Raw genomic sequence first — 20,159 nt, 5'->3', positions numbered from 1 at the left:
TTTTTATTCCGATAGAGCAGATATTCTGGTGCTCAGAGATTGCTTTTATAACATTGCTAAAAAAATGAAGCACTCAATATACACTACAATTACTCATCGGCAAAGGATCTTATTTACAGCATTGTCTTAGACCAACAAAATTATCACATTTCATCCTATCTTTTCATGTACTTGCTACAATACAGATATGTGGTGATTTCTTTTTTAAGAAGTGGTAGGTGGTCTATGTCAAAAACACAGCGCATTCCTCTATTAATAATCCTCGTAGGCTGCTTTTGCCTTAATAGTGTATTCTCCACTCCCCTCATACAAGCAGCAAAGATAGATACAAAGGCCGTGCGGCTTAACCCTACTATCGATCAAATAGCTCAACAGGTATTGTTTAATATCCGCGCCAATGGCTTTAATCCTAATGCCCGCACAAAGAAACTGGTGACCGGCGGCCTTTATGTAAACTGGCAAATGAACAATCCCAACCGCACGAATGGACTCAATGTCAGCAGCAACGATGATCCACCCAGCAGCCATGATATCCAGACTGATCTCTATTATCTGAATGCCCTGGCAGAATATAAACATCTCCATCCTACTGATAGCAGTTATGATCAGGATGTCCAGAAGATTTCACCCATTGTCCACTATGAGTTTTTTAACTATAACTTACCCAAAGGCTGGATCTACTTTTACTTGCTACGAACAGGACTCTACCTCAATGATCAGGCCCTGGTTAGCGAAGCCAATATGGCGGCCGCCAACTACTACAATAACTGGTATGACAGCAAATTCAATCTGCTCTACAACAAGGCCCATGATCCTGGCGTCTATAGCGTTAAGCATACAGTGACGGCCAGCGTAGCCATGATGGATGCGGGTATACGCTGGAACCAGCCACAGTGGCTTCAGGCGGGTAAAACAGCGTTGAATACGGCCTTGTCAGCGTCCTACAATTTGCAGACGCACCTTTTTTACAACAATATGTCGGTCAATGAAAACGCTACCGAGGTTGTACTGAATGATCAGGCCAGGCCCAGCACACAGGGGAGTATTGTGGAGGCTCTGATGGACGCCTATATGCTTACCCATACCCAGCAATACCTGGATATAGCCGATCAGGTACTACAGAGTATGCTGGTTACCAGTGGTCTCTGGGATCAAAACTATGGTGGACTCTACTTTGCTCTGAACCTGAATAACAACCAGTTGCAACAAAAATATAAAGAAACCAGGTCCCAGGCTCATACACTGATAGGTTTGTATCGCTATAATCAGGTGCTGAGAATGCTGAACCAGCCACAGAAGTATCTGGATAAGCAGCAACAGCTCATCAATCTGTTAAGCACCAGTTTTTATGAGCCCACCTACCATGGCTATTTCTATCGACTCACGCCAACGTTTCAGAACTACATTTCAAGAAACGCTGACGGCCAGTTACAGAGCGAGAACTACTTTACCACCGAAGCGATGGGAATTGCGCTGGATGCCCTGCAACAAACGGAAATGGACTTCATTCCTTTCTAGAGCGTTAAAAGGGACCTTCAAAATGCAGAGCATAAGAAGGTCCCTTTTTGCTACTATAAGTTTTTTCCAGATTGATCTTTTTGAAAAAAGCCTATCACCCCCATCGCAAATCCAATCACCACCAGGAAGGCTTCAATTCCAGGAAACAACTTGAGTATAAAAGGTGGATTGCTCGCAGACATATTAAAAAGTGCCTGCGAAATACTCGTAGCCAGGCTCACGGCTAACATGATTAACAATATTCCCATGAGCATTAGCTTGGTTGATTTCATAATTGAAGGACCTTTCTTACTATAAGAAGCAGATAATAACCAGAAAAAAAATCAATGCAGGCCAGGACACATCTCTCTCAGAGAGTATTTTACGAATAATCAGCCTGCATATATATCAACTTACATTACAGCAGGATCAATTGTTAAATGAACCATTCGTGCTATTGCCGGATAGCCATTCTGTCGCATTGAGGACCAGAATATTATCCTGAGCCGCCGGATCTTCCCAACCATCAAAACATTTTTTGTGGTAGGAACAGGTGCCGTCATCTATAGCTGAACTATCGCCAATAGCAACAATACGGCCAGTACCATACATACTACGCGTCACAAATGCCCCATGCGTACTACCAGCACTGACTCCTGTCCGATAGATGACGCCATGGACAGCCGGGTTGGCCTGTGGATCCAGTGTTTCGGTGGTGCCGTCGCGAATAATGCTCCCCTTCGCCTGACCAAAAGAACCTCTCAGTAAAGGATCAGCAGGATTAGCCAGGGTGTGAGGATTATCATAGTTGATATCTATCGCATCAAATTGCAGACCAAAAGCATTATTCGTTGAGCTCCCGGTATTCATCAAGTCATTCAAAATACTCAGAGAATCATAGCCATCATGGTTACGATCACTGCCTTCATGATCGGCAATCATAAAGAGACCGCCACCGGCATGTACAAAGTTCAGAATGGCTTTTTTCTCAGAGCTGGTAAATAGTTTATTGGGTTCAGGTAAAACCAACACATCAAACTTGCTCAGATCAAGAGCATTGCTATCATTTTGATAGCTCAAAGGACGCGTATTTGTCTTTAGCGAGTATTTATTGGTTTGCTGCAACGCTACTCCCCAGGCACTGATACCACCGGTCCAGTCGTCTTCACGTTGAGGCTGCATATTCTCTTTAAGGGGGTCAGGCATGCTCGTGCTAATAATCCAATCTGCATTGCCGCTGCTTTCAGCATGGGCCGCATCAAAAAGAACCCGTCGCGGAGTATTTGCTGAGCGGTAACCTGTTTTACTGCCTGCAGTTGCCGTGCTATTAGCATACTGTCCATTCTGGGAACCATTACCTGACATATTGCCATTAGAGCTAGCATTGGCACATGCAACCAGATTGGCTGGCACAAACAAGAAAACACATACCAGCAGAAGCCAGCGCTGATAATACTTCATTCAAATTTCCCTTTCCAAATCTACCATCCATTCTCTAGTGCTCTGTCAAAGGTGATGAGAAAAGCAGGGGCGCAGGGGATGGCCATCCCGGACTGGATTCCAGGGCTGTGCTCCGGCCTCCCTCCCCCTTCTCCCGCCCGCGTAGCGGGCGAACCTTTCCAATGGAACCTGACAAAGTACTAGATACCGTTGCAAAGATATCATGAAGGAATGGCATAGAACAAGTGGTACTATTGGCCCTGAAAAGAAGAATATGATATATTTCACCTAGAACATCGTTTGCTTGAGAGGAGATCAGGAGATATGGCGCTTGATAATGATGAGCGTAGCCAGAATAATGCCTTATTAAAACAGCATGGCTATCGCTGGAGCAAGGAGAACAACCAGTGGATACTCAAAGATCCACTGGGAAAGACAACCACAGCAGAAAAAGCTTTGCAGGCCATCAAGAAACAACAGAAATCCGTTTCGACACCAGCAGAGACACCCGTTAATCTCAGCGAACGACCAGCCATATTACGTTGGGCCCAACAAATCGTCAGACGCCACCCTCTCATTCTCGATATTGAAACAACGAATATTGCCACTATTGATGAAATCACAGAACTGGCAATTGTGAATATTGCGGGACAGGTGATATTTAGTTCGCCGGTGAAGCCGAGTCAACCTGTTGGAGCAACAATAGGCGATATACAGGAACTACCGACCGATACATTAACAATGGCTCCGACATTTCCAGAAATCTGGAATCAAATTTATCCACTGCTCATTCAAAATGAGTTGATTATTTATCATGCTGCCTTCTATCTGCGTGTTTTACGCCAGACAGCCTCACGCTATCAATTAGCGTTACCAGCCGTCGTTTCGCACTGTATGATGGGCAAATATGCTTTATACGCAGGCGTCAAAGCCACGGAACGCGATTACAAAACACACTCGCTTGAAGATGCGTGTAGCGAGTTCGGTATCTCAATAGGAACGCAACGAGCCAGTGACAAGGCGGAGGCAGTCAGGCAACTTTTATTGGTCCTCGCCAATATCAGCGCCTGATACCTCGAAGCCTCAGACACACTTTTCGTCAGCACTATTACTGGGCAGGAGGCTCCTTGGATTTATTTCTGCCAAAGATGCCACCAATCAAACCACCGGCGCTATTCTTAATGCCGCTAAACCGGCCTTCTGCCTGCTTCTCAATATTCTCTAAAATTCCTGAAGAGGCTTTTTTAGCCTGAGCAGCAAACTTCTCGGCGCCAGGAATTTTCTTTACATACTGGTCAATCGCCTCATCGATCCGTTGCTCCGCCATATGCCGAGCCGCATCAAATTTTCCTACATCCTGCGGTTGAGAATGAATATCCTGCGAGCGGTCACCTTGTTCGGCCATGATCAAATCCTCCATTTGTATGGACTATCTACCTTAACTGAAAAAGTAAGATAACCAGTACAAAGTACGCAAACGCTTTCTCATGACACAGACACTAGATATGATGATTGCACTCTGCCTTCAGCATCAGTTGATACTTAAGCAAGCCAGCAATCTCACCACACTCACACGAAATAAAAATACAAAAAGTTACATATACAATTGAATAATCTCGACCGCTATTTTATTCATTTCATACGCATCAAGCAGACAATAAGCACAGCCATAACTAGTATTTATTTCCTATACGTCCAATGATCTTTCTGCATATATTTTCGTGCGTCTGGTGCTCAAAATGGCCTCATATGCGGCTGCACACACACAAAATACTCATTTTTAAGGTTGTCGTTTTATCCATCAACGTTTATGATAAAGAGACATTTTCTGATACAGGCTTTTCAATCATAAAAATCTAACCCTGAAGCAGTATAGGTGGTGTTAGATTCCACGGCGGTCCCTATCATAAATAGCACAGGATGGAAGCGGAAGGTAGGAGGTAGAAGTATGGGCATTATTATGACACAGCCAACAACTCAACAATTGAAGGTACTAAATCAACCCGCATTACAACCATTGCAAGAGATCTATGATGAGATGATACTTGCAGAAGGGTTGACTGTATTCCCGGTAGCCCTTGAACGCTATTACGCAAAATTAGGGATGACACGAGCCCAATTTGATATAATCAAGCAACTCCTGCAATTTTGGGGAGAGCTCGGCAAGGCCCCGTGGTTTGGTCCCAATGATCTAGAAGAAAACTTTGATAAAAGCAAACGGCAAATGCAACGCGATCTCCGTAATTTATCCAAAGATGGCTTTATCATTATTCATGAAGTAGATGGCTCGGATGGTCTCCACTATACTCAGTATGATTGTACCCCTTTCCTGGAAATGATCAGCCAGTTAGTAAAATTGCATCAGCATCTGGGTACCAAACAGAAAAAAAAGCCAACCAACCTTTCTGGACTATCACCCTTCAAACGCGGACCACAGATGTCCACAAGTCCAGCACCACAACCTGAAGCCAGAATGTCATCCGGAACAAAGATGTCCACAGATTTAAGCTCACATGTCGGGACCAAAGTGTCATCTGGAACTAAAATGTCCACAGATTCAAGCTCACAGACCAGCACCAATCTGTCACGTCTGGCACTAACAAAGCCAGTGACAGATATGTCCGGTGACAAATATGTCACTGTCACGCGCCCATACATACGCGCGTTGGATGTTGCTAAAGTTTCGAATTCGAATTCGAAGTTAGATAATTATATAAATATAATTAATATATTATTCTCGAATTCGAATGACACGCAAGTACAAGAAAATATACCAGTGACAGATATGTCATTGAGCTCAAAAGTCGCCAGACATCCAATGGCAGATATGTCATTGAGCTCAAAAGTCGCCAGACATCCAATGGCAGATATGTCAGAAAATATCAAAACCAGCCATGTGAAGCGGACAATGCCCATACCCCCACCACCCTCGCAAGTGAACAAGCGTGCAGTAAAACCTTCAAGCTATCAAGGGTCCACAGGTGAACAATTTGCAGAGCGGTCAGGTAGAGCACAGCCAGAAAAAATCAAACAGATCCCAGGAGGATCTAGCCGCAATGAAATCCCGCTCCCCCTCATGTCTTCGGTGGCACTTCAAGAGGCCTCACAGGCCTTGCATGACCATAATCCTAAAATATCAAAGCTCTATGCGGAACAGATCTATGGAAACTTCGTAGGCATTAATCGTATCCAGGATGACCTGAGCCTGAAAAATCCCGATGCCAGTTTTGCGAACCTGATCAAATATGTCCATCACAAGCTGAAAGATGTCGATATGCAAGCGCTTAAAGCCAATCATGCCCGGCATGGAATGTCTTTATTCTTCACCGAATTACATGCCTGCGCCTTTGAGCAATATAAACAAATCAAGCAGATGCGCGAGCATCGTCACAAATCTTTACAGCAACCTCAAGCAGTTCAGCATTCCCAACACACCGTTGAAAAGAATATGCCCACAATACCCACGACTCCTCCAATGACAGATATGTCAATGGGCTCAGCACGCACGAAACGTCCGATGACAGAGAGAGGCGCATACCTGATGAAACAAATCTCCACTGAGTCAGTGGCGGACAGCTTACTCGCCCTCGCCCAGGAACGTAGCATATTCATCGCAGACAAAGACGTAGAAGCGCTACGCACCAATACAGCATCTGATCAGCTGATTGAAAAAATTCGTACAACTTTGCTCGAACACGTAAATTCAGCACCATATCCAGCTTGAGTAGAAACGTCATTGCTTAAAAATACACAACCGAACATATGGCATTCGTAAGTTGACCTCATTTGCGCATTTACACTGTATGTTTTATAAATGAGGCAGATACAAACGTTTTAAACAGGAGAAAAGCTAGCAATGCCAGAAATTGATGGAGATCACGTTTTCGGTTTTGATACATTAGCCTTACACGCAGGCCAACGCCCTGATCCGGCAACTGGTGCCCAGGCGGTGCCAATCTATCAGACAAGTTCGTATGTTTTTGATGATACCGAACATGCCGCACATCTGTTTGCGCTTCAGCGCTTTGGCAACATCTATACGCGCATCATGAATCCTACCACAGCTGCTTTTGAAGAGCGTATAGCCGCACTGGAAGGTGGAACAGGAGCAGTCGCGACGGCTTCAGGTATGGCTGCGCAGATGGCCGTGATGATGACCTTATTACGACCAGGAGATGAGTTGATTGCGGCCAGCAATCTTTATGGTGGTACGCATACACAGTTTGATCTGACACTGCGTACCTGGGGCATCAACACAATCTTCGTGGATAGTACCGATCCAGAAAATTTCCGTCGTGCAGTCACACCAAAGACACGCGCTTTCTATGCCGAGACCATTGGCAATCCCGGTGGTGATGTCCTGGATATCCGTAGCGTTGCCACTATTGCCCATGAAGCAGGTGTTCCATTAATTATTGATAACACCTTTGCCACCCCCTATCTCTGCCGTCCATTTGAGCATGGCGCGGATATTATAGTTCATTCCGCGACCAAATTTATTGGCGGCCATGGTACATCCATTGGTGGCGTCTTGATCGAAAATGGCAAATTCCCCTGGGATAACGGGAAGTTCGCCCATATTGTTGATCCTTCACCCGGATATCATGGCGTGCGCTTCTACGAGACCTTTGGTGACTTCTGCTTTGTCATGAAGGCCCGCGTCGAAACCGTACGCGATACCGGTCCTAGCTTAAGTCCATTCAATTCCTTTTTATTACTTCAAGGACTGGAAACCCTTTCGCTCCGTATGGATCGCCACTGTCAGAATGCACTCCAGGTCGCAAAATTTCTACAAAAGCATCCAGCGGTCAACTGGGTGCGCTATTCAGGCTTGCCGGGTGATGCGGCACATGAACTGGCTCAGCACTACCTGCCACGTGGTGGTGGCGCAATCTTTACCTTCGGCGTAAAAGGCGGCTATGAGGCCGGCAAGACCGTGATCAACAATGTCAGACTATTTGCCCACCTGGCCAACGTCGGCGACGCCCGTAGCCTGATCATTCATCCAGCCAGCACAACCCATCAACAATTGTCAGAAGAGGATCTGATTGCCGGTGGCGTCACGCCTGATCTCATCCGCCTTTCAATCGGCCTGGAGAACATCGAGGATATCCTCTGGGATCTTGATCAAGCTCTGCGTAAAGCCGTACCTGCCGCAGCAGAAGAAAAGGGGGAGTAATGATGTCTGAGACAACTGGTAACATGGATACACCAGATATGTACGATCGCTTGAGATTACTTAAACAGTATCATCATATCGCCATTGTAGGTCTCTCAGCCGATCCCTACCGACCAAGCCACTTTGTAGCCATCTACCTGCAGGCCGAAGGATATGATATCATCCCAATCAATCCACGTTATGCCGGCAAGACTATCCTGGGCAAACCTGTCTATGCCTCACTGGCAGAGGCGAAAGCGGCTGGCGAACAGATCGAGATTGTGGATATTTTCCGCAAAGCTGAAGATACGCCGCAGTTTGTGGCAGAGGCAGTCCAGGTCGGAGCGAAGGTCCTCTGGCTACAGCTAGGTGTGCGCAACGAAGAAACAGGCAAACAAGCACGTGAAGCAGGCCTGATTTTTGTCCAGGATCGTTGCGTCAAAATGGAGCATGCACGCTTCTTCGGCGGCTTACATACCATCGGGCTCAATACCGGTGTCATCCTTTCGCGCAAGCTATAAGTTATTGCTGCCTGCTAAGTAAAAGAACAAGACGGCTCATTTCTGGATACAATAGTATTATCAGGAATGAGCCAGATCCAGAAACAAGAGCTGGTAGAAGGAGAATGCAGACATATGACTGAGACCATAGACAATCACATGCCAGATCTACTGCTCAACATTTTGCAACACTATCACCATATCGCCGTCGTGGGCCTTTCGGCCAAACCCCACCGTCCCAGCCGCGATGTGTCGGCGTATATGCAGCATGCAGGCTATAATATTATTCCGATCAATCCTGTCTATGCGGGTCAACAGATCCTGGGCAAACGTGTTTATGCCACGCTGGCTGATGCGAAAGCGGCTGGTGAGCAGATTGAGCTGGTCAATGTTTTCCGGCGCAGCGAACAAACACCGCCACTCGTTGCTGAAGCCACCAGTGCAGGCGCGCAAGCCCTCTGGCTACAACTAGGGATCGCCAACCAGGAAACAAGAGAGAGAGCCCGGCAAGCTGGCTTGCTTTTTGTGGAGGACCGCTGTATCAAAATTGAACATGCACGCTACCATCATCTCCTTGAGAAACAATTGTAAACGCTGCTTACCCACTCAGATAGTAATGTAATAAGAAGGTGAATAGTAGAGATGGCGGCCAGCTCTTCCCTGGGATACGCTACCGGATCGCATAGTTGAAACATTATACCTGCAAGCAAACTCAACCAAACAAAGACATCTTGCCGAGAAACTTGATCATACGAATGGAAGACAATGTGGATACTAGTGATAGTATAGAGGGTAGAAAAAAATTTACTGGGGAACATATCCAGAAGGAATGAAGCAAGAATGAATAAAATCGCACTCTTGTATGAAGAATCTCAACCTGAAACATTACAGCTGATCCCTCATTTAACCACACTTTTGCAACGCTATGGTTATGCTACCTATGCCATTAATATCAACAATGAAGAGCAGAAGATCCAGGCACAGGAATTAAAAGAGAGTAAGATGCTGATCGTGCTCGGCGGAGATGGCTCGATCCTGCATGCAGCTCATCTCTGTGAAGCTCAGGGCACCCCGATTCTGGGCATTAACTTTGGCCGTGTTGGCTATCTGACAGAACTGGAACCTGATGAATTAGAGCAAGAGTTGCCGTATTATCTGAATGACGACCCATCGATCTGGATTGATGAGCGCTCTATGCTCCAGGCAACCATTACCCATAATAATGAGCAGCAGGAATTTCATGCCCTCAACGATATCATGATCGCGCGTGGCACCTGGCCTCGTGGCGTCTATGTGCATACCTGGATTGATGAGCTCTTCTTTGATACATTCTATGGTGACGGTATCATCCTCTCCACCGCTACAGGCTCAACCGCCTACAATTTATCCGTGGGTGGCCCGATCCTGCATCCAAAAATTGAGGGCTGCATCCTGACACCTATCGCGCCACATCTGGCCTCTAATCAGGCATTGATCGTGCCATTGCAATCCACCATTCAACTACAGATAGTTACCAACACCCAGAATGGTGTTTTTTCAGCCGATGGCCAATGGAATAGTGAACTAAAAGATGGAGCAACAGTTACTATTCAAAAAAGTCCCAATATCACACGCTTCATCCGCCGCAAACCACGCACCCACTTCTACCAGGTTATTCGTGGCCATCAAAACGAAGAAGAGGAGCATCCTCAATAAATAAAGGAAGTCTATATATAGCATACCTCGCCAGCGATACAAAGAGCGCCAGCTACTTCATCGCTTGCATTTATGCTAGCAAAACTTGTATAGTATACAATCATCCATACTACTCAAGGACAAATTTATGTATAGCATAACTGGTTCGCTTCTGGCTTCGTCGCTGGATATAGTGACACTATCCAACGATACAACAAGATATACGCTGTATGCGCTTGGACTGACTGTAGCTTTTCTGGTGTCCAGCTGGATCGCATATCGGCGCCGGCCTGCAAGTCCCTGGTATACAAACACCTGGCTTCTGATTCCACTGGCGATTTTGTTTATCAGTCCGGTGGTGCTATTTCATATTCCGATTGTGCTGCTCATTCCACTGTATCTTGCGCTGGTTGTAGGACTCTACTTTCAAAGCAAGCGCGCCTCTCAATTGTGGTATCGCAATCCACTCCTCCTGATCTTACTTACCCTGGTCATCATCGTCTTATTCAGAGGCACGCTTCTTACTGTCCTGATTCTGGGCGCAGTTGTGTTAGGAAGCTTGAACTTTATCGTCAAAAAACTCTTTCCTAAATAAATATGCAACCGCTTTCTTGAGGTAAAAGAAAGCGGCTGCATATTTATGAGAGACGTCAACAACTATTCAAAGAACTGCAAGTATTCGCGCTCGGCTTCCCACATCTCATCGAAGAGAGAACTGATTTCGGCGGGTGAGCACACGGCTGCCGTCAAAGGATCGATCATCAGCGCATAACGAGCAGCCTGCTTGTCGCGCTTGAGCAGGGCTTCACACATCAGCGAATGCACGCTCATATGGGCTTTATTCATGGCCGCCAGTTGTTCTGGCAATTTGCCAAAGTGGGTGGGCTGGATGCCATTGCGATCAACCAGACAGGCGACTTCAACACAACCATCGGGCAGGTTATCAATTAAGCCAGCGTTGCGTACGTTGCCATAAATCACTTTGGAGCGATGCTGAGTGACCGCTTCAACAATATCTGATCCATACTCATGGCTGCGCTTGAACGGTAATTCTTTGCTATCATCGAGCAGGTCTTTAATATATTGCTCATTATTGGCACGCCAGGTTGGCCAGTTGTTTGCATAGAAACCCGTCTCACCCAGATAGCCAGGGCGGCAGTATTTTTCAATCAGTTCAGGACGTTTGCGGAAGTAAGGGACGTACTCAGAGAAGTGTCCACTACTTTCCGTGACAAACGCACCAAAATGGAGCATGATTTCCAGGCGCACAGGATCCTTCTCATAAATCTCCGACTGCTTCATGCGCTCGCGCAAGCGAGGATACATGTCCTCACCATTGTGCCGCAAGACAGTAAACCAGGCATTATGATTGATACCAGCACAGCGCCATTCCAGTTCCTCATATGGCACATCCAGGTAGCCAGCCAGTTGCCTGGAAGATCCCTGGACACTATGGCAGAGTCCAACGGTCTGCATCTTTGTTGCGAGCGAGGCGGCAAAGGTCAGGATAGACATTGGATTGGTATAATTCAACACCAGGGCATTGGGACACAGTTCTTCGGCATCATGCAGAATATCCAGCCAGGCCGGACCGGTGCGCAGAGCCTTAAAAATACCACCTGGTCCAATTGTGTCACCAATACACTGATCGACACCATACTTCATGGGAATATCGAAATCGTGGCGTACATTGGCCATACCGGCTACTTCAATAGTATTGATGAGAAAGTTAGTGCCTGGCAGTATATCACGACGCTGGGTAGAGGATTCTACTTTCCAGTTGCGCCCACTATGCTTCACCAGCTTTTCCGCAATCTGATGGGCAAGCTCCAGGCGTGAAGCATCAATGTCCACCAGGGCAAAGGTTCCTTCATTCAAACCATCAATATGAAGAATATCTGTCATCAACTGGCGCGCAAAAACGGTACTACCAGCGCCCATAAAGGTAATTTTAGTCATCGTTGAAAAAATCCTTGCTCCAACAGAGCCAGTTCGATCCATTGAACGCCATTACTACGACAACAGCATCAGTTCAGGCACGCCAACACGGAAAGCCTTATGCAAGTGGCACAGCAGGTCCGGTCGACGCACGCACAACTAATTGGGTTGGCGTAATGATTGGTGATAACTGACGTTCCTCTAGTTGATCATCGGCTTCGATCATCTGGATGAGCTGTTGGACAGCACCTTGCGCCATCGCTGATCGATCTTGCCGAATAGTAGTAAGGGGAGGTTCGGTATAGCGACAGAGGTCAACATCATCGAACCCGACGACAGAGATATCACCAGGAATATGTAGTCCGCACTCATGAATAGCACGCAAAATACCAATAGCCATCAGATCACTACCAGCGACAATCGCGGTAAAATCGCGTGGTTGGCGCTCGCGCAGCAATGCCATGGTAGCTCGATAAGCCTCCTCAGTATTCCAGCCTGCGGGATATATCAACCGTTCATCGATAGGTAGTCCTGCCTGCTCCAGAGCCTGACAATAGCCAGCCCGTCGCTTCGAGCCCACAGGACCATTGGTGCCAGGAAGCAAAGTCATAATCCTCCGATGTCCCAGTTGGATGAGATGCTCGGTCGCCTGCCGCGAACCATCCAGATTATCCGAGGACACATAGGTTGAGTTCTGCCCCTGACTGATACTATCAATAAAGACCGTTGGTATCTGTGCCTCCACTAATGCCTGAATGCGGGCATCAGTTGGATTCAGCGCAATGGCAAGAATGCCTGCGACATGGCGCATCTGCAAACCACGAATATAATTGTTCTGCGCGATGGAAGAGGAATGTAGCAACAGATCATAGTGAGCATCCGCAATTTCCCGTTCAACGTCCCGTAACATATCCAGATAAAAATAATGTTGCGTCTCGCCAAACCGTGAAAGTACGGTTGAGTCGTCATTACCAAAGAAAAGGCAAAGCGCGATTGTTCTTGAACGCTGGCGCACCAGGCTTTGCGCTACCACATCAGGTTCATATCCCAGCGACACAATCGCCTCCTCGATGCGCTTTCTGGCTTCCGCACTCACGCGCGGCGAGCCATTCAGCGCCCGCGACACGGTAGCGCGCGAAACACCAGCTAATCGAGCAACCTGCTCACTTGTGACCATACTTATTTCCCCCATAAGTGCATGTACACGTGTACACATAACATGACATGCAAAAATATTTTTGTCAAGAGCTAAAGTATACGTACCGGCAGCGCTTGTCGCTAATACGTTTCGGTTAGCGAGACGTTGAGAGATGGTTCGACGTGACCAGCAAGCAAGGTGTACGTGGAGAGGGCGCCACACGCGGAGGCCGCACTGCTGCCGTTTGCGCAGGCCAGCGTGCAAGAACGATGCGCAGTGCTGTGGCGCCTACAGGGATCGTGGGTGCCGTTGCCTGCTCGCCCAGCAACGTGGTAGAAGAGCGCGTGGATCCTCGTGCCAGTGCGCAAAGGATCACGAAACACGATCCGTCTCGGTGTAGGCGCCACAGGCATGCGATGCTCGTTGAGCCCCTCGCTCCACGAGAACGCCGCATGCCGGCCTCCGCGTGTGGCGCCCTCTCCACGGATGATTCGCTGCTTTTCTCCACCATGTTTTTTATGGTCACAAAAGCGCTTCACCGAAACGTATTGGCGCTTGTCGCTGCGATCTGTCCACGTCCGAGAAACTGCCCTTTTTCTGCTTGAACCATGCTTAAAGAATAATTGCAGAGAGGTGCTGAGCCAGGATTAGTGAGAATTTTCAGGTATGGGTTGGATCAAGGTATCCTCTGCTTCTAAAGGGACAGTAACAGGCGTAGGCGGAACCAACCGCTCGGGAATATGCAGTTTGTTGAGCAGGCCGAAGCTGAGTTCTACCGCTGGCCCGATACCAAGGGCAAAGATCAACGTGCCAATCCAGACGGTTCCACCCAGCAGATAACCAACCAACAACACACTACATTCAATACTGGCGCGCACAATCGAAATACGCAGTTTCGTCAATGTATGCAGCCGCAGCATCAAACCATCACGGGGACCAGCTCCCATCTTAGGAGCAATATAACAAGCAGTACCTAAACCAACCACCAGCACGCCAAGCACATTTACGAGCAAACGCACCAGCCAGGAAGCATGGCTAAGATCAGGCAGCCAGTTAAGACGGATCTGCGCGTCTACAAATAAGCCAATCAATAACATATTGAATATCGTGCCAACGCCAGGCATCACCTTCAGGAACAGACAAACCACGATCAGGGTAGCCCCAACGGCCACATTGGCAAGCCCAAATGTCAGCGGTGTATGAAAGCTAATACCCTGATGCAGCACATCCCAGGGATCCAAACCAAAATTGGAGCGATACAGACAGACAATACCGATGGAATAGAGAAGCAGTCCGAAAATCAAGACACAGAAACGCAGCAGGTAGTTCCAGGATAGAATGGAACGCCAGGAAAATGTATGCATCCAGGTATTTCCTTTTTTGATATAATTGGCCACGGAAAGATAGACGACAAAAACATATGGCTCTGCTTCTAACTATAAAAAACTACACGCCCAGAAACAACAGCCAAAGTAGTATTGAACATACAGCCAATCTATTCCATCATAGTAAAAAATCAGGAAACACGAGCATCAAGATAGCTTTTCATCGCTGCCATGATCCGCTCGTTCTCTTTGCGGATAGCAGGGATGAGCGCACCCTGTAACAAGAAAAAGAGGCCCCGTGCCCGTAGCGTCAAATCTCGTGTCACCTGCGTCCCCTCTGGCACTGGCTTCAATGTATAGCGCGTCGTAATGTCCATACTATTTGTAAAAAATGAACCCGGATGCGAATTGGTAATCTGATGAAACACGATACTTTTTGCGGGTTCTAATGCTACCACTTCACCGTACATTACACTTGACTGCCCACGATCAACATACGTAGTGCCAACTCGCACTGGATAATCAGAGGTCAGGGCTGTCTCTCCATATATCTTTGATGCAGGCAACCAGGCCTTATAACCGGAAAAATCCAGGAGTAATTGATAAATTGTTTCTGGCTGACGTTGAATCACTGTTTGAAAACGCATTTTCGGCATAGATTATTTTCTTCCTTTCGCGATGTATATAGTGCTCTGTCAACGTTGATGAGAAAGGCAGGGGTGCAGGGGATGCAATCCCATAGGTGCGAACGTAAGCAGTACTTGAACAATTGAATCAACGAAAAAGACCTCAAGCCGATGCCAGATAGAGCGTCTGGGCTAGTTGCGTGACCACTTCAGATTCCTGATGCACACGGTTTTGCGGATGATACCGCACGACCGGCTGCATCTGGGAGAGTGACGCTTGGATGTGCGACCAGGTCCAGGTACCCAGGATCATCGTGTGCAGGCTTTGAGCAAAGACGGCACACAGCGCCCAGGTACTCATCGGCCCCGCCACGCGCCCTCTCGCTTGCTCATGCAACTCGCGGCGTGCCTGGCTCACCTGCCGCTCCAAGAGGATCCAGCCGACCAGCATGGCTGCAAGTACCGCTTGATTACTTTGCAAATCATCACTGCGTAAGCGGTGTAAACGCACCAATTGCTTGATGCGCTTGAAGAGCAGTTCGATCTGCCAACGCGCCCGATAGAGCAACAGGATTTGCTCGGCTGACCAATGATCCGCTGACAGCGAGGTAAGTACCACCAACCAATCGGCGATCTGAATCGTCAATGCCTGGTTGGTGCGCCCATTCTTGCGGGCCTTCTCCTTTCGCTTGCTGTGCGCTCGCTTGGCTGCTTCTGGACTCAGATGAACGGCCACTAGACGCATCGGCTGCTGACGGCCACGCACCTGGAACACGACGTTGGCTTCTCCCTTGCCCGTTGGCTCCACGTGGGTCAACCAGCCAGAGAGATCAAACGGCGTCTGAGCATCGGCCTCAAGTAAGGGCATCGAGGACCAATGCAATCGGGTCACGACCTCAACGCCCTCATCGAGTTGATCGAGGATTGCTTGTCGACGACAGTAGGCACAATCCCCGACCACGATGTCTCCGCGTTGTCCATGAAAGTGCTTGAGCCCTTCGCCCACATGGTGATCCGTCAGCACGACCTGGTCGAGCCGTTTGCTCAGCAGTTCATAACTGCAGTGCAATCGGCGACTTTCGCCCGAGCGCTTCCAGGTGCGCAGATGGGTAGCATCCACCAGACGGATGCATCCGGTGAAGCCCGCAGGCAGATCCAGAGCCTTTTCTGGCTCGCTCGATCCCACCAGGGTTTGTACGATCGAGAGCAACCAATCTGAGGACTGATGCGTCCGTTTGGCCCACGAGCGGTCTCCATTGGTGCTCAGTCTCGTGCTCACAGCCCAGGCAGCGAGCTCGCGGAACGAGCGGAAGCAAAAGACGTAGGCAAAGATGCCACGCAGCAAATCGGTTGGGCAACGCAACCCATTGGAGCGTGTAAAGGCTTGATGGGTAAAGGCTTGTTCATTGACATCTGGTGGTAAGAGCGCAAGGATTTCTTGCCATCCAGCATCATTGATCTGGCCCAGGGCTTGCTCTGTGAGACATTTTTGCGTATGATGAGGTCGGCTTGACATGGTGTTTCTCCTTCGTCACGTTTTGGTTTTTTGTAACGATACCAGAGAAAGACCGTGTTTGGCCTCTTTTTTCGTTGTTCAAGTACTATTGTGCTTACGTTCGCACCTATGGGGATGCAATCCCCTGACTGGGTTCCAGGATCTTTCTCTACACTCTCTAGTGCTCTGTCAACGTTGATGAGAAAGGCAGGGGTGCAGGGGATGCAATCCCCTGACTGGGTTCCAGGGCTGTGCCCTGGTCTTCCCCCCCCTCTCCCGCCCGCGTAGCGGGCTCACCTTTCTCATGAAGCCTGGCAGAATAATAGATTGCTGTTATTGAAAGGTATCACAGTTTGCTTCCATCTAGCCACTTCAGTTAGTTTTTGCAAAGATGCATGTAAATTATTGCAAGAAAAATTTACAGAAATTTACATATATCTTTGCAAAATCATCATTCAGGCAACAAAAATTCCCCTTTTTTGGGCCAAATTACCGCAAAAATGGCTTTTTGCTCAGATCTTGTGCGATAAATTTTCTTTTCTTGCAAATAATCCTTGACATATGCTGAGTTTTCTCTGTATACTTAACACATACGTTTACAAAATGTTTACATTGAGGGATGAATGTCAGCAAGTTTAATCGATATCGCTGCCAGAGCCGGGGTCTCAATCGCCACGGTGTCGCGGGCGTTAAATGGCAAAGATGGTGTCAAATCTGAAACACGTGAGCGAATATTAACCATTGCGCAAGAATTGCAACATACGGTTCCTTTTGCCCTACGTGGTACAGCGACAGCCAGGACAGCCACGATCTGCTATGCCGTCAATCAATTACATAGTCCTGTCGAGGATGATCCTTTTTATCCGATCATTATGCGCGGCGTTGAAGAAGAATTGGCTAACCATGGCTATCACCTTCTGCTCACGACGGTCAATAGTGAACAGGTAACATCGGTCGAGACATTTAAGCCGGTGGCTGAAGGTCGCGTCGATGGCGTGATCCTGGCAGGACCAGACATTTCGTCAGAATTTATCGGCGAATTAAAGCAGATCGGGGTACCCATCGTCCTCATCGATAACAACCTTTCTGGCACAACCATTGACTCAGTAAATATTGATGATTTACAGGGCAGTCAGTGGGCAACCGAACATTTGCTGGCACACGGACATAGCTCGATTGTGGCATTGTTAGGACCCGAGACATGGTTTAGTTCTGCTCGTCGCGGATTTGGTTATCAGCTGGCAATGCAGCAGGCGAAACTGACACCGCATATTTTTCGGGCAGCAGACACAACTCCGGAAACCGGCAAAGCCTTGATCCAGGAGGCATTAGCCATCGTACCCGGCTTAACTGCGGTCTTTACAGCCAATGATGCAGTAGCATTCGGTGCTATTCGCTGGTTGCAACAAAATCAGTTACGTGTACCCGAAGATGTTACAGTAATTGGCTATGATGATACGCTTTATAGCTCTTTAAGCTCACCTACACTCACAACGATGCGTATCTTTAAGCGTGAGTTGGGTATGCTAGCCGCTCGGCGTATGTTGACGATACTGGCTGAAGCAGATCTGGAAGAGAGACATCCCGTCCAAACTCTGCTGGCGTCAGAATTAGTGCTACGCCACTCGTGTGGTTGCAAGGAATAAACTGTAAAAATTTACTTAGCTCTATAAGTAAATACTCAGATGTTCTATGAATAAAGGAAAGCAACAGCCGCTGGTAAGGAATTTACCTTACTCTGTTGTCCTGAACGCATGACAAGTAGTCATGTGGAAGACATCTATTATTTTAAAGGAGATGAATTGGCAATGAAGCTAAAACAAACGCTAGCGCCCTTCATTATTCTGTGTGGCATGCTCATTTCGCTGACCGCATGCGGAAGTACTCCGGGTGGAAGCTCAGCCAGCAATGGAGAGGTTTCCTTCTGGGCTGCCTCGAATCCTCCACAGTTAGCATTCTGGACGCAGATGGCCAAAGAATATACAGCCAAACATCCAGGTGTAAAAGTTAATGTTAAGCAGATTCCTGAATCCCCTTCATCAGAAGCTGGTATCCAGGCAGCTCTGGCCGGTGGAGCTGGTCCAACCGCTTCGGAAAACATTTTCACAGGCTTCGGTGGACAACTGCAAAAATCGCAGGCGATTGTTCCACTGGATCAGATGCCCGGTTGGAATGATGTGCTCAAAGCCCGACATATGGATTCGACCATTCAGAGCTGGAAATTCAGCGATGGCCATACCTATATTCTGCCAATGTATTCCAATGCCATGCTCTTTGGCTGGCGCATGGATATCTTAAAACAAATTGGTTTTACCAAAGCTCCTCGCACCTATAGTGAGGTCCTGGCTGTTGGTAAGGCGCTTAAAGCGAAATATCCCAATAAATTTATCTGGGCACGTGATGCTCTGGTCAAAGATACCTGGTACGAGCGCTGGTTTGACTTCTTCCCCCTGTATGATGCTGCCAGCAATGGTCAGACCATCATCAATGGCGGAAAAATCACAGCCAATGATCAGGCGGCAATCGGTACACTGGGCTTCCTCAATAGTCTGGCCAAACAAAAATCATTGCTGACCCAGACAGCTACCGATCCTTTTGAGAACGGCCTGGCAGTCGCAGACATCATTGGTCCATGGCGCTTTGCAGTCTGGGATCAGAAATATAAAAACCTGAAGCTGCATGATAATTATGAGTTGACTCCACCTCCTGTGCCCGATGCAATGGCGAGTAGTGTCAACGACACAAACACCAAGACGTTTGCTGATGCTAAAGGTATTGTCATCTACAAACAGGCTTCCGCTGACCAGCAGGCCAAAATCTGGGATTTCGTCAAATGGACCCTCTCAGATCCCAACCACGATCTGACATGGCTGCAGCAAACGGGTCTGCCAGCTGCTCGTGATGATCTGAACACCAATACACTGTTTCAGCCATATCTTAGTCAGCATGCACAGCTGGCTCAATATGCGAAAAACATTCCGAATGGTGTACCACCTATGACCAATCCAAAGTATTCGGACATTCAGGTGGCCTTAGGTAATAACGCAGTCATCCCAAGCGTGCAGGACAAGACAACCCCTGACAAAGCCTGGCAAGACTGGAAATCGGCAGTACAACCAAGCTTAAATCAATAAAGTTCCAGGTTAGTAGTTTCCTCTATCGCACATATTCAGGATCTTTCTGAATAGCGATGGAGGAGGCTTACCTCATTGCTCAGTCCTGTGAACCTGCGGATATTTTTCTTCCCAGGTGCCGGTCCATATCCATTTTCCCTGGTCCACCCTCTGACTATCCTTGCATCCACAGACTGACAGTAGCAGTGTATTCAAAGGATGTTGCTATGACACAAACGTCACATACCCATAACG

General features: G+C 47.8%; 19 protein-coding genes. 10 read left to right on the top strand and 9 right to left on the bottom strand.

The genetic code is table 11. From position 1 onward, the window contains the following. Window positions 1-336: 336 nt before the first annotated feature. On the top strand, window positions 337-1,518 hold the full coding sequence (locus tag KDW_RS25260; protein WP_151758707.1) for a hypothetical protein: 1,182 nt from the start codon (window positions 337-339) through the stop codon (window positions 1,516-1,518). 53 nt (window positions 1,519-1,571) lie between these two features. On the opposite strand, the gene KDW_RS25255 is transcribed toward KDW_RS25260, so the two are convergent. Both KDW_RS25255 and KDW_RS25250 read right to left on the bottom strand, forming a co-directional pair. Then, entirely contained in the window at window positions 1,572-1,790 is a 219-nt protein-coding gene (locus KDW_RS25255) for a hypothetical protein (RefSeq protein WP_151758706.1), read from the bottom strand. A gap of 136 nt (window positions 1,791-1,926) precedes the next feature. Next, the gene (locus tag KDW_RS25250) at window positions 1,927-2,958 is read right to left on the bottom strand and encodes a motility-associated ABC transporter substrate-binding family protein (RefSeq protein ID WP_151758705.1); all 1,032 of its coding nucleotides are present in this window, start codon (window positions 2,956-2,958) and stop codon (window positions 1,927-1,929) included. Window positions 2,959-3,261: 303 nt separating this feature from the next. Between KDW_RS25250 and KDW_RS25245 the strand changes: the two genes are divergently transcribed. Further along, window positions 3,262-4,008: a 3'-5' exonuclease gene (locus tag KDW_RS25245; protein WP_151758704.1), complete on the top strand. Its 747-nt coding sequence runs from the start codon at window positions 3,262-3,264 to the stop codon at window positions 4,006-4,008. A gap of 37 nt (window positions 4,009-4,045) precedes the next feature. Here the strand turns inward: KDW_RS25245 and KDW_RS25240 are convergent, their stop codons facing one another. Further along, window positions 4,046-4,342 (bottom strand): hypothetical protein, encoded by a 297-nt coding sequence (locus KDW_RS25240; protein WP_151758703.1) that lies wholly within the window; start codon window positions 4,340-4,342, stop codon window positions 4,046-4,048. 543 nt (window positions 4,343-4,885) lie between these two features. On the opposite strand from KDW_RS25240, the gene KDW_RS25235 reads away from it, so the two are divergent. From KDW_RS25235 to KDW_RS25210, 6 genes are all read left to right on the top strand, one after another. After that, a complete protein-coding gene (locus KDW_RS25235) occupies window positions 4,886-6,661 on the top strand; it encodes a hypothetical protein (protein WP_151758702.1) in 1,776 nt (591 codons plus the stop codon). 132 nt (window positions 6,662-6,793) lie between these two features. After that, complete coding sequence (locus tag KDW_RS25230) at window positions 6,794-8,116, top strand: O-acetylhomoserine aminocarboxypropyltransferase/cysteine synthase family protein (protein WP_151758701.1); 1,323 nt, start codon at window positions 6,794-6,796, stop codon at window positions 8,114-8,116. A gap of 2 nt (window positions 8,117-8,118) precedes the next feature. Further along, complete coding sequence (locus KDW_RS25225) at window positions 8,119-8,616, top strand: CoA-binding protein (RefSeq protein ID WP_371876277.1); 498 nt, start codon at window positions 8,119-8,121, stop codon at window positions 8,614-8,616. A gap of 114 nt (window positions 8,617-8,730) precedes the next feature. Beyond that, window positions 8,731-9,186: a CoA-binding protein gene (locus KDW_RS25220; RefSeq protein WP_151758700.1), complete on the top strand. Its 456-nt coding sequence runs from the start codon at window positions 8,731-8,733 to the stop codon at window positions 9,184-9,186. 249 nt (window positions 9,187-9,435) lie between these two features. After that, window positions 9,436-10,290, top strand: a complete 855-nt coding sequence (locus tag KDW_RS25215; RefSeq protein WP_151758699.1) for an NAD(+)/NADH kinase — start codon at window positions 9,436-9,438, stop codon at window positions 10,288-10,290. Window positions 10,291-10,417: 127 nt separating this feature from the next. Further along, a complete protein-coding gene (locus tag KDW_RS25210; RefSeq protein ID WP_151758698.1) occupies window positions 10,418-10,864 on the top strand; it encodes a hypothetical protein in 447 nt (148 codons plus the stop codon). A 62-nt stretch (window positions 10,865-10,926) separates the two neighbouring features. On the opposite strand, the gene melA is transcribed toward KDW_RS25210, so the two are convergent. The 6 genes from melA to KDW_RS25180 all read right to left on the bottom strand — a co-directional run bounded on the left by melA (window position 10,927) and on the right by KDW_RS25180 (window position 16,812). Further along, a complete protein-coding gene (gene melA, locus KDW_RS25205; protein WP_151758697.1) occupies window positions 10,927-12,228 on the bottom strand; it encodes an alpha-galactosidase in 1,302 nt (433 codons plus the stop codon). 97 nt (window positions 12,229-12,325) lie between these two features. Further along, window positions 12,326-13,384 (bottom strand): LacI family DNA-binding transcriptional regulator, encoded by a 1,059-nt coding sequence (locus tag KDW_RS25200; RefSeq protein WP_151758696.1) that lies wholly within the window; start codon window positions 13,382-13,384, stop codon window positions 12,326-12,328. Window positions 13,385-13,499: 115 nt separating this feature from the next. Further along, window positions 13,500-13,721 (bottom strand): hypothetical protein, encoded by a 222-nt coding sequence (locus KDW_RS25195; protein ID WP_162005593.1) that lies wholly within the window; start codon window positions 13,719-13,721, stop codon window positions 13,500-13,502. Window positions 13,722-13,992: 271 nt separating this feature from the next. Beyond that, entirely contained in the window at window positions 13,993-14,709 is a 717-nt protein-coding gene (locus KDW_RS25190) for a YczE/YyaS/YitT family protein (protein ID WP_151758694.1), read from the bottom strand. 152 nt (window positions 14,710-14,861) lie between these two features. Then, window positions 14,862-15,326, bottom strand: a complete 465-nt coding sequence (locus KDW_RS25185; protein ID WP_151758693.1) for an SRPBCC family protein — start codon at window positions 15,324-15,326, stop codon at window positions 14,862-14,864. 133 nt (window positions 15,327-15,459) lie between these two features. After that, window positions 15,460-16,812, bottom strand: a complete 1,353-nt coding sequence (locus tag KDW_RS25180) for a transposase (RefSeq protein WP_151756115.1) — start codon at window positions 16,810-16,812, stop codon at window positions 15,460-15,462. 602 nt (window positions 16,813-17,414) lie between these two features. Here KDW_RS25180 and KDW_RS25175 point away from each other — a divergent pair. Continuing rightward, the gene (locus KDW_RS25175; RefSeq protein WP_151758692.1) at window positions 17,415-18,437 is read left to right on the top strand and encodes a LacI family DNA-binding transcriptional regulator; all 1,023 of its coding nucleotides are present in this window, start codon (window positions 17,415-17,417) and stop codon (window positions 18,435-18,437) included. 162 nt (window positions 18,438-18,599) lie between these two features. After that, complete coding sequence (locus KDW_RS25170) at window positions 18,600-19,925, top strand: ABC transporter substrate-binding protein (protein ID WP_151758691.1); 1,326 nt, start codon at window positions 18,600-18,602, stop codon at window positions 19,923-19,925. The last annotated feature ends 234 nt before the right edge of the window (window positions 19,926-20,159 follow it).

The organism is Dictyobacter vulcani (assembly GCF_008974265.1).
Classification (GTDB): Bacteria; Chloroflexota; Ktedonobacteria; order Ktedonobacterales; family Ktedonobacteraceae; genus Dictyobacter; species Dictyobacter vulcani.
The sequence above is the reverse complement of the archived record's forward strand: the minus strand, read 5'-3'. Positions and strand labels throughout refer to the sequence as shown.

What these genes read in the sequence shown, in the direction of transcription:
- KDW_RS25255 (WP_151758706.1), bottom strand. Translation starts at nt 1,790, where the DNA reads ATGAAATCAACCAAGCTAATGCTCATGGGAATATTGTTAATCATGTTA.
- KDW_RS25250 (WP_151758705.1), bottom strand. Translation starts at nt 2,958, where the DNA reads ATGAAGTATTATCAGCGCTGGCTTCTGCTGGTATGTGTTTTCTTGTTT.
- KDW_RS25245 (WP_151758704.1), top strand. Translation starts at nt 3,262, where the DNA reads ATGGCGCTTGATAATGATGAGCGTAGCCAGAATAATGCCTTATTAAAA.
- KDW_RS25240 (WP_151758703.1), bottom strand. Translation starts at nt 4,342, where the DNA reads ATGGCCGAACAAGGTGACCGCTCGCAGGATATTCATTCTCAACCGCAG.
- KDW_RS25235 (WP_151758702.1), top strand. Translation starts at nt 4,886, where the DNA reads ATGGGCATTATTATGACACAGCCAACAACTCAACAATTGAAGGTACTA.
- KDW_RS25230 (WP_151758701.1), top strand. Translation starts at nt 6,794, where the DNA reads ATGCCAGAAATTGATGGAGATCACGTTTTCGGTTTTGATACATTAGCC.
- KDW_RS25225 (WP_371876277.1), top strand. Translation starts at nt 8,119, where the DNA reads ATGTCTGAGACAACTGGTAACATGGATACACCAGATATGTACGATCGC.
- KDW_RS25220 (WP_151758700.1), top strand. Translation starts at nt 8,731, where the DNA reads ATGACTGAGACCATAGACAATCACATGCCAGATCTACTGCTCAACATT.
- KDW_RS25215 (WP_151758699.1), top strand. Translation starts at nt 9,436, where the DNA reads ATGAATAAAATCGCACTCTTGTATGAAGAATCTCAACCTGAAACATTA.
- KDW_RS25210 (WP_151758698.1), top strand. Translation starts at nt 10,418, where the DNA reads ATGTATAGCATAACTGGTTCGCTTCTGGCTTCGTCGCTGGATATAGTG.
- melA (WP_151758697.1), bottom strand. Translation starts at nt 12,228, where the DNA reads ATGACTAAAATTACCTTTATGGGCGCTGGTAGTACCGTTTTTGCGCGC.
- KDW_RS25200 (WP_151758696.1), bottom strand. Translation starts at nt 13,384, where the DNA reads ATGGTCACAAGTGAGCAGGTTGCTCGATTAGCTGGTGTTTCGCGCGCT.
- KDW_RS25190 (WP_151758694.1), bottom strand. Translation starts at nt 14,709, where the DNA reads ATGCATACATTTTCCTGGCGTTCCATTCTATCCTGGAACTACCTGCTG.
- KDW_RS25185 (WP_151758693.1), bottom strand. Translation starts at nt 15,326, where the DNA reads ATGCCGAAAATGCGTTTTCAAACAGTGATTCAACGTCAGCCAGAAACA.
- KDW_RS25180 (WP_151756115.1), bottom strand. Translation starts at nt 16,812, where the DNA reads ATGTCAAGCCGACCTCATCATACGCAAAAATGTCTCACAGAGCAAGCC.
- KDW_RS25175 (WP_151758692.1), top strand. Translation starts at nt 17,415, where the DNA reads ATGTCAGCAAGTTTAATCGATATCGCTGCCAGAGCCGGGGTCTCAATC.
- KDW_RS25170 (WP_151758691.1), top strand. Translation starts at nt 18,600, where the DNA reads ATGAAGCTAAAACAAACGCTAGCGCCCTTCATTATTCTGTGTGGCATG.